Here is an 8,043-nt window from a genome sequence, read left to right as displayed (position 1 = left end):
AAAGTTTAATCTATACTCATATTACTTATAAAAGAATTGCTGGTTTATGTTAATATCTTCTGTTTAATTTTCAAAGACCATATCATCTAAGCTTTGTTTATCGCTTGCTCTTGATGACGATATTTATCATAACATAATTAAACCTTTGTTTTAATATAAAAATTTCCATTTTAAAAAAATATTTTTATTTTTCTCTTTTTTTCATAATATTACTCTTTTTTTTATCTATTGATACACTAGGTTCAGTTTAATATTAAATTTTGTAAAAATAAACTTATTATTGTCGAATTTATTTAAAGTAAAATCATTTATACCTAATAAAAAATAAAAAAGCCTAATTTTAAGGCTTTTTTATTTTTTATTAAATTGAAAATTTAAATATTATTCCAATTAAGGCTGAAAATATTATATATATAATTGGTGATTTCTTATATTTTCTTATTAAAAAAAATAAAACTACTGCTAAAATTAAAGCTTTAGTTGAAAATAAATCTAATAAATTATTTGTTTCTATATATTTATTTAATGTTAAAATAGATATTTTTACTATTTCAAAGCCAGCAGCTAATAATAATCCTGTAGAGGCTGGTCTTAATCCATAAAAACAATTTTGAACTATTTTATTATCTTTAAATTTAGATAATACTCTTGCAACTAATAAAATTATTATAATAGAAGGCACTATTATTCCAATAGTTGAAGTTATAGCTCCTAATACTCCATCAGTTGAATAACCTACATATGTTGCCATATTAATCCCCATAGCTCCTGGCACTGATTGAGAAATAGCAATCATATTTGCAAGGTCAGTATGAGTAAACCAATTTGTTTTATCAGATAAATTATATAAAAATGGTATTGTAGCAGCTCCTCCTCCAACAGCAAAAAGCCCAATCTTAAAAAATTCTAAAAATAGCCTAATTAATATCATTTATTTTTACCTCCAATAGACTTTAAAACTACTCCAGCTATTCCAGCTAATATTACATAAAGAACAGGAGATATGTTTGTAAATATTGAAAATACAGCTACTAATAAAAAAATAATTCCTGTTTTTATATCAATTACAGAAGTTTTTATTAAGTTTATTGCAGTATTTAAAATTAAAACTGCTACACAAACCCTAATTCCTGCAAAGGCATTTTTTACTATAGGTAAGTCTGAAAAATTACCAATAAATGTTGCAATTATTGTTATCATTATTAATGAAGGAGTTACAAATCCAAGAGTTGCAAATATTCCTCCAATATTTCCTTTTCTTTTTTGTCCAATAAATGTTGCAGTATTTACAGCAATAACTCCTGGAGTACATTGACCAATGGCATAATAATCCATAAGTTCTTCATTAGTAATCCAATTTCTCTTTTCTATTATTTCTTTTTGTAATATTGGAAATAATGCATATCCTCCTCCAAAATTCATAAAACCTAACTTTACAAAAAGCAAATATAAATTTATTAAATCTTTCATTTTAAAAACTCCTCCTTAATTGTATAAATTAATTTATAAAAGCTCTAATTATTATAAAAATAAAAAATTAAAAGTAATATAACTTATAATTATCATTTTATTATAAGTTATATTACTTAGATTAAAATATAAATTTTTATTTAAATATAAAAGATAAAGTCTATTTTATATTCTCTAATAATGCAATTAAGAACTCATAACATCTTTTTACTGAATCTATTTTAAAATGCTCCTTTGCTGTATGAACATCAAATATATCAGGTCCAAAACTTATCATATCCAAATCTTGACCCATTTTTTCTTTAAAAATTCCACATTCAAGTCCTGCATGAAGAGTTGTTACTTTTGGATTTACTCCAAATAATTCTTTGTATGTCTTAAAACTTAAATCTTTTATTTTTGAATCTTTTTCATATTTCCACTCTGGATAATCTCCTTCTTTTTTTAAAGTAAAGTCCATAACTTTACATAAAGCTTCTATTTCATCTACCATACTTGTTTTTTTGCTCTTTACTGAACTTCTTATATCTGTAGTAAACTTAATTTTATCTTTTTCTAATTTAACTATTCCTAGATTTAAACTACTCTCTACAACATCTATATCTTGACTCATTGCTCTTAATCCATCTGGTATTAATATTAAAAAGTTTATTAAATCTTCTGTAGATTTTTTATCAAGTTGATTTTTAAATAAACTAACTTCTTTTAATTCCTTAAACTTAATTTTTATTTCACTATCACTTACTTTAAATTCTTCTTTAAAATCTTTTTCTAACTTTAATAAAATTTCTTTAGCTTTATCTATATATTCTTTATTTAATGAAATCTTACAATTACAGCTTTGAGGTATAGCATTATGCTTTGTTCCACCTTCAATAGAAACAATATTAAAAGGAATTTCTTTTTTTATGTTATATAATATTCTTCCCATAACTTTATTTGCATTTCCTCTTTTTTTGTGTATCTCCATTCCAGAGTGTCCACCTCTTAAGCCAGACACTTCTATATCTAAAATTTCTCCAGATGAATTTTCAAAATAAACCCTTTTCTCTGGATAAAGCATTATTCCCCCAGCACATCCTGCTATAAATACTCCTTCTTCTTCTGCATCTATATTTAATAATATCTTTCCATTTAAATTAGAAGCATCTAAAAAACTAGCTCCCCCCATAACAGTTTCTTCTTCTGTAGTTGCTACAAACTCTAAAGCTGGATGTTTTATATCTTTAGAATCTAAAATTGATAATGCATATGCTATTGCTATACCATCATCGGCACCTAAAGTAGTATCTGTTGCATATACAAACTCATCATTAACTATTCTTAAATTTAAAGAATCCTTTTTAAAATTATGATTACTTTCTTTTGTTTTCTCACATACCATATCCATATGTCCTTGTATTATAACAGTAGGTGCATTTTCATATCCTTTTGTAGCCTCTTTTTTAATTATTACATTTAGAGCTTTATCTTGAATAAAAAAAAGATTTCTTTCCTTTGCAAACTTTACTAAGTAATCACTAAGTTCTTTTTCATTTCCAGAATCATGTGGTATTTTACTTATCTCCTCAAAAAATCTAAAGACATTTTTAGGTTCTAAATTTTTTAGTACTCCCATATTACTCCTCCTAAATTTGTTTCAATTTTTTTTATATTATGTTAAGTCATATTAATATATTTTTATAATATCATCTTATTAAGTTATTTAGAAATCTTTTATATTTTAAATAAATCTATTTGAACATATTTACCTTTTAATATTTAAACATAACTATAATTAAAAATCTTTATTATCTATAAATTCAAACGTAAAAAAATAAAAGCTGATACTTTTATCAGCTTTTATTTTTAATAATTTTCTTTTTTAATATAAACAAAATAAAAAGTTATATAAAACTATAGATTTTTTATTTTATTTATATCTAAAAAGTCCATGTAGAAGCTAATCTTGATAACCAAATCCAAAATGGTGCTGCAACTATAAATAATAAGACACTTACAGCTAATGAAGATGTACCAGTACGTACATATTTTTGATAACGGCTACTTATAATAATCCCTGAAAACGCAGGTGGTAATGCTCCTGAAAGTACTAGCATTTGAAGATGTGTTGGATCTAATTTCACTAATAATCCAACAATTAATAAAAGTGCTGGCATAAGTATTAATTTGACAAAAGTATTATAAATAATCTCTAAATCAAATTCAAACTTCAAGCCAGATAAAGTTAAACCTGCTGCAAAAACTGCAACACCAGAATTAGCCTTTGCTATAAGTTCAAAGTTAGGGTCCAAAATTGAAGGGAACTTAATTCCTAGCAATACTATTATTACCGCTAAAATAGGTGCCCAAGCAACTGGCTGTTTCAATGCGCTTATAACAGGATTCTGCTCTGCTTTTTTTAAATCATCTTCTAAAACTTTTAATCCACTTTCATTTTTATTTGAATTATTATTTTCATTAGTTTCATCTACAACTTTTGACTTTCCACCTTTTGAATTAAGTAATGTTAGTCCTATTGGTATTGTAATAGCGTTAACAACAATAGATACAATAGCAACAACTAGCCCAGTATCTGCTGTAGCTCCAAATATTGGATCTAAAACAGCAAATCCTAAGAATCCAATAGTTGGAGAACCTGCTATTAAAGCACATATTGCTGCTTCACCTTTTGAATGCTTAAAAAATTTATAACATCCATAAAATGACCACATAAAAACGGCAACTATTACTATTAAACTGACTAAAGTTAACTTAATATCTGCAAATAACATATGTCTGTCTGCCTTTACAATAGATACAAATAAAGCTGCAGGAAGTGCATAATTTAAGACTAATTTATTAAATGTTCTTGCATTTTCTTGAGTAAATGCTTTCTTTTTACCAGAGTAAAATCCTAAAAGCATAATCACGAAAATTGGAACAATATCCTTCATTATAATATCCCACATACTATCAACTCCTCTAATTAAATCTTTATAAGGCAGAAACTCAAAGTATTTTTATTAGTTTCCAAGAGTATTTTTAGGATTTAAAGAGGAAATATGTCCACTTTCTGTTCCAACTTTAGGGTCTATTACACAATTTATTAAAGTTGGTTTAAGTGATTTTATTCCATTAGTTATAGCTTCTTTCAATTCACTTGGTGTTTTAACATTGTATGGAACTCCACCAAAAGCTTCTATCAATTTATCATATCGTGCATTAGCCATAAGTGTTGTTGGAGAAGGGTCTTCTCCACCGCTTAAATTTATATGATCTCCACGATATATTCCTCCATTGTTAAATACAACTATCGTTACTGGAAGTTTATATTCACATATTGTGCTAATTTCCATTCCACTAAAACCAAAAGCACTATCACCTTCTATTGCAAGAACTGGTTTTCCACTTGTAATAGCTGCACCTATAGAGAATCCCATTCCAACTCCCATAACTCCCCATGTTCCACAATCTAAACGTCTACGAGGATAATACATATTAACAACATTTCTTGTATCATCTAAGGTATTTGCACCTTCATTTACTAAATAGATATCTTTATTTTCATCAACAACCTCCTTAACTGCATTTAAAGCATTAAAATAATTCATAGGATTTGTTAAAGTATTTAATTTTACTGACATTTTTTCAATGTTTGATTTTTTATACTTATCTATATCTCCTATCCATTCCTCTGAAGTTTTTATATTAAATTTATTCAATTCTTCAATCATAATTTTTATACTACATAATATATCTCCAACAACTGGAGCTTCAATCTTTCTATTACTATCAATTTCTTTTGGCTCTATTTCTAATTGAATAAATTTAACATCCTCATTCCAATGTTTACCCTTTCCATGTTGTAATAACCAATTTAAACGAGCACCTATTAACAAAACAACATCTGAATTTTTTAAAACAAAGGAACGTGCAGCTGAAGCACATTGTTTATGGTTGTCAGGAAGTAAACCCTTAGCCATTGACATTGGTAAAAAAGGTATACCTGTTCTTTCTATGAAATATTTAATATACTTCTCTGCTTGAGAATAAGAAGCACCTTTTCCTAAAATTATTAAAGGTTTCTTAGCTTTAGAAAGTAAATCTAAAGCCTTATCAACAGATTCAATAGAAGGAATCTGCTTCAAATTTTCATACTCTACTTCAAATATTGTTTTACATGCTTCATCTTTATCTAATACACTTGAAAGAAGTTTAGTTGTAACATCTAGATAAACTCCACCAGGACGTCCTGAAGTAGCTGCATGAATAGCTCTAGCTAATCCAATCCCTATATCTTCTGGTCTATTAATTCTGTAAGATGCTTTAACAAAAGGCTTAGCTATATTCATTTGATCTAATCCCTCATAATCTCCTTGTTGCAAATCTATAATATTTCTATCACTAGATCCACTTATCTGAATCATTGGAAACCCGTTTACTGTAGCATTTGTAAGTGCAGTTAACCCATTTAAAAAACCTGGAGCAGAAACTGTTAAACAAATACCTGGTTTTTTTGTTAAATATCCAGTTATTGCAGCAGCATTTCCTGCTGATTGCTCATGTCTAAACCCTATATAACGAATACCTTCTTTTTGAGCATACCTTGCAAAGTCAGTAACTGGAATTCCAACTACACCATATATTGTATCAATTTTATTTTTCTTTAAAGCATCTACAAGTATGTGCATTCCATCAGTTAAATTATCAACATCACTCATTGTAAAACTCCTTCCTAATATGAAATTTAATATTATAATTTTTTATAATATTATTTGCATACAATATGATTATTACGTAAATCAGATATTTCTTTTTCTGAATATCCAATTTCCTTTAATATTTCGTCTGTATGTTCTCCAAGAAGAGGTGCTTTTTCAATATTAGGTGTATAATTAGAAAACTTAGGAGGACAACCTATTGTCAAATATTTTCCACGACCTGGTTGTTCAACTTCTACTAAAGTTCCACACTTACGTAAAGAATCATCTTGTTCTATTTCATACATGCTTAATACAGGCCCACAAGGAACTCCAAATTTGCTTAGTTCTTCTATTACTTCAAATTTACTTTTATTTATAGTGTATTTTTCAATTTCTTTATAAATTTCTTTTTTAACTAAATTACGAGCTTTAGGAGTATTAAATTTAGGATCATTAATCCACTCAAGTTTACCTAATCCTTCGCAGGCTTTTGCAAAAGCTTTATTTTCATTTTGAAGTACAATGTAAACATAAGAGTTAGGATCTGTTTCCCATCCTTTACACTTATAACACCATCCAAGAACTTGTCCACCCTCTGCATTTCCATAACGAGGAACTGTATTTCCTATTTTCTCATCAGGATATCCTGGAAAATGTGTCAATGTTCCAGTATTCTCTAATATTAATTGGTCACGAAGTTTTATTCTACACAAATTTAAAACTGCCTCTTGCATAGATTGATATACAAAACATCCTTCTCCAGTTTTCTCTCTTTGCATTAAAGCTGCTAATAATCCAATTACCAAATGCATTCCAGTATTACTATCCCCAAGAGCTGCTCCAGATTGAGTTGGTATATTGTATTCTCCATCCCACCATCCTGTAGTTGCTGCTGCACCTCCTGCACATTGTGCAACAGGCTCAAAAGCCTTTACTTTAGCAAAAGGAGAATCTGGATTAAATCCTTTTATAGAACCATAAATAAGTCTAGGATTTAATTTGTGAACTTCTTCCCATGAAAATCCTAGTTTATCAGCTGCACCTGGATGTACATTTTCAACAAAAATATCTGCATCCTTTAAAAGCTTTCTAAGTATTTCCTTTCCTTGTTCAGTTTTCAAATCTAATTCTATAGATCTTTTATTACTGTTAAGTTGTAAGAAGTATAGTCCATCTAAATTAGGAATATCGAGGAGCTCACTACGAGTTGGATCTCCTGTTCCAGGACGTTCAATTTTAATAACATTTGCTCCTAACCATGCTAATAATTGAGTACATGCTGGTCCTGATTGTACCTGTGTCCAGTCAATAACCTTAATTCCTTCTAAAGGTGCTGTCATAATAAATTCCTCCTTTTATAAATATTATGTAATCATTTACAATTAAATTGTAGTTCTAATTATATACTTAGTCAATTTACATAAAATACTCTTTTTGCTTTTAAACTTAATATTATTTAAAAACTTATATCATAAACATTATTTTCTTTAAACTTATTGATGATTAATTATTATTATATGATTAAATTTAAAAAAATTAATATTTTCTTAACAAAAATAAATTTTAAAGCGTAAAAGGTAAAAATTTGTAGTTCAACTTCCCTAATTAAAAATTAACTATAAATTATATTCTAAATAAAAAAAGAGTTACAACTTTATAATTGTAACTCTAAAAATAAAATTGGTGCACCTAGCAAGATTCGAACTCGCGACCTGTGGATTCGAAGTCCAAAGCTCTATCCAACTGAGCTATAGGTGCTTAATTTTCTTAATAAAAAAAGATAACCAATAATTGGTTATCTTTAGAATGGAGCGGGTACCGGGAATCGAACCCGGGTATCCAGCTTGGAAGGCTGGTGTTCTACCATTGAACTACACCCGCATATTGG

At 27.8% G+C, this 8,043-nt stretch carries 6 protein-coding genes and 2 tRNA genes; all 8 read right to left on the bottom strand.

Annotation, left to right across the window (positions count from 1 at the left end; genetic code table 11):
* Positions 1-361 precede the first annotated feature (361 nt).
* The 8 genes from AC4FQV_RS11740 to AC4FQV_RS11705 all read right to left on the bottom strand — a co-directional run bounded on the left by AC4FQV_RS11740 (position 362) and on the right by AC4FQV_RS11705 (position 8,036).
* Positions 362-931 (bottom strand): chromate transporter, encoded by a 570-nt coding sequence (locus AC4FQV_RS11740; protein ID WP_491139763.1) that lies wholly within the window; start codon positions 929-931, stop codon positions 362-364.
* Complete coding sequence (locus AC4FQV_RS11735; RefSeq protein ID WP_491139764.1) at positions 928-1,470, bottom strand: chromate transporter; 543 nt, start codon at positions 1,468-1,470, stop codon at positions 928-930. Before AC4FQV_RS11735 ends, AC4FQV_RS11740 begins: the two co-directional genes overlap by 4 nt.
* A 160-nt stretch (positions 1,471-1,630) precedes the next feature.
* Entirely contained in the window at positions 1,631-3,088 is a 1,458-nt protein-coding gene (locus AC4FQV_RS11730) for an aminoacyl-histidine dipeptidase (RefSeq protein WP_491165591.1), read from the bottom strand.
* A gap of 304 nt (positions 3,089-3,392) precedes the next feature.
* Positions 3,393-4,421, bottom strand: a complete 1,029-nt coding sequence (gene yfdV / locus AC4FQV_RS11725; protein WP_491165590.1) for a transporter YfdV — start codon at positions 4,419-4,421, stop codon at positions 3,393-3,395.
* A 54-nt stretch (positions 4,422-4,475) separates the two neighbouring features.
* Positions 4,476-6,173, bottom strand: coding sequence for an oxalyl-CoA decarboxylase (oxc, locus tag AC4FQV_RS11720; protein WP_491165589.1), 1,698 nt, complete (start codon positions 6,171-6,173; stop codon positions 4,476-4,478).
* Between the two features lie 50 nt (positions 6,174-6,223).
* Entirely contained in the window at positions 6,224-7,495 is a 1,272-nt protein-coding gene (gene frc, locus AC4FQV_RS11715) for a formyl-CoA transferase (RefSeq protein ID WP_491165588.1), read from the bottom strand.
* A 341-nt stretch (positions 7,496-7,836) separates the two neighbouring features.
* Positions 7,837-7,913 (bottom strand) — tRNA-Arg (locus tag AC4FQV_RS11710).
* A gap of 49 nt (positions 7,914-7,962) precedes the next feature.
* A tRNA-Gly gene (locus AC4FQV_RS11705) sits at positions 7,963-8,036 on the bottom strand.
* Between the last annotated feature and the right edge of the window lie 7 nt (positions 8,037-8,043).

This window comes from Clostridium sp. TJA038, from assembly GCF_058310255.1.
Note: the sequence above shows the minus strand (reverse complement) of the source record. Positions and strands in the feature narration are given on the sequence as shown.

Bases quoted from the DNA above. Each gene is read 5' to 3' on its own strand.
- AC4FQV_RS11740 (WP_491139763.1), bottom strand. From the start codon at position 931: ATGATATTAATTAGGCTATTTTTAGAATTTTTTAAGATTGGGCTTTTT.
- AC4FQV_RS11735 (WP_491139764.1), bottom strand. From the start codon at position 1,470: ATGAAAGATTTAATAAATTTATATTTGCTTTTTGTAAAGTTAGGTTTT.
- AC4FQV_RS11730 (WP_491165591.1), bottom strand. From the start codon at position 3,088: ATGGGAGTACTAAAAAATTTAGAACCTAAAAATGTCTTTAGATTTTTT.
- yfdV (WP_491165590.1), bottom strand. From the start codon at position 4,421: ATGTGGGATATTATAATGAAGGATATTGTTCCAATTTTCGTGATTATG.
- oxc (WP_491165589.1), bottom strand. From the start codon at position 6,173: ATGAGTGATGTTGATAATTTAACTGATGGAATGCACATACTTGTAGAT.
- frc (WP_491165588.1), bottom strand. From the start codon at position 7,495: ATGACAGCACCTTTAGAAGGAATTAAGGTTATTGACTGGACACAGGTA.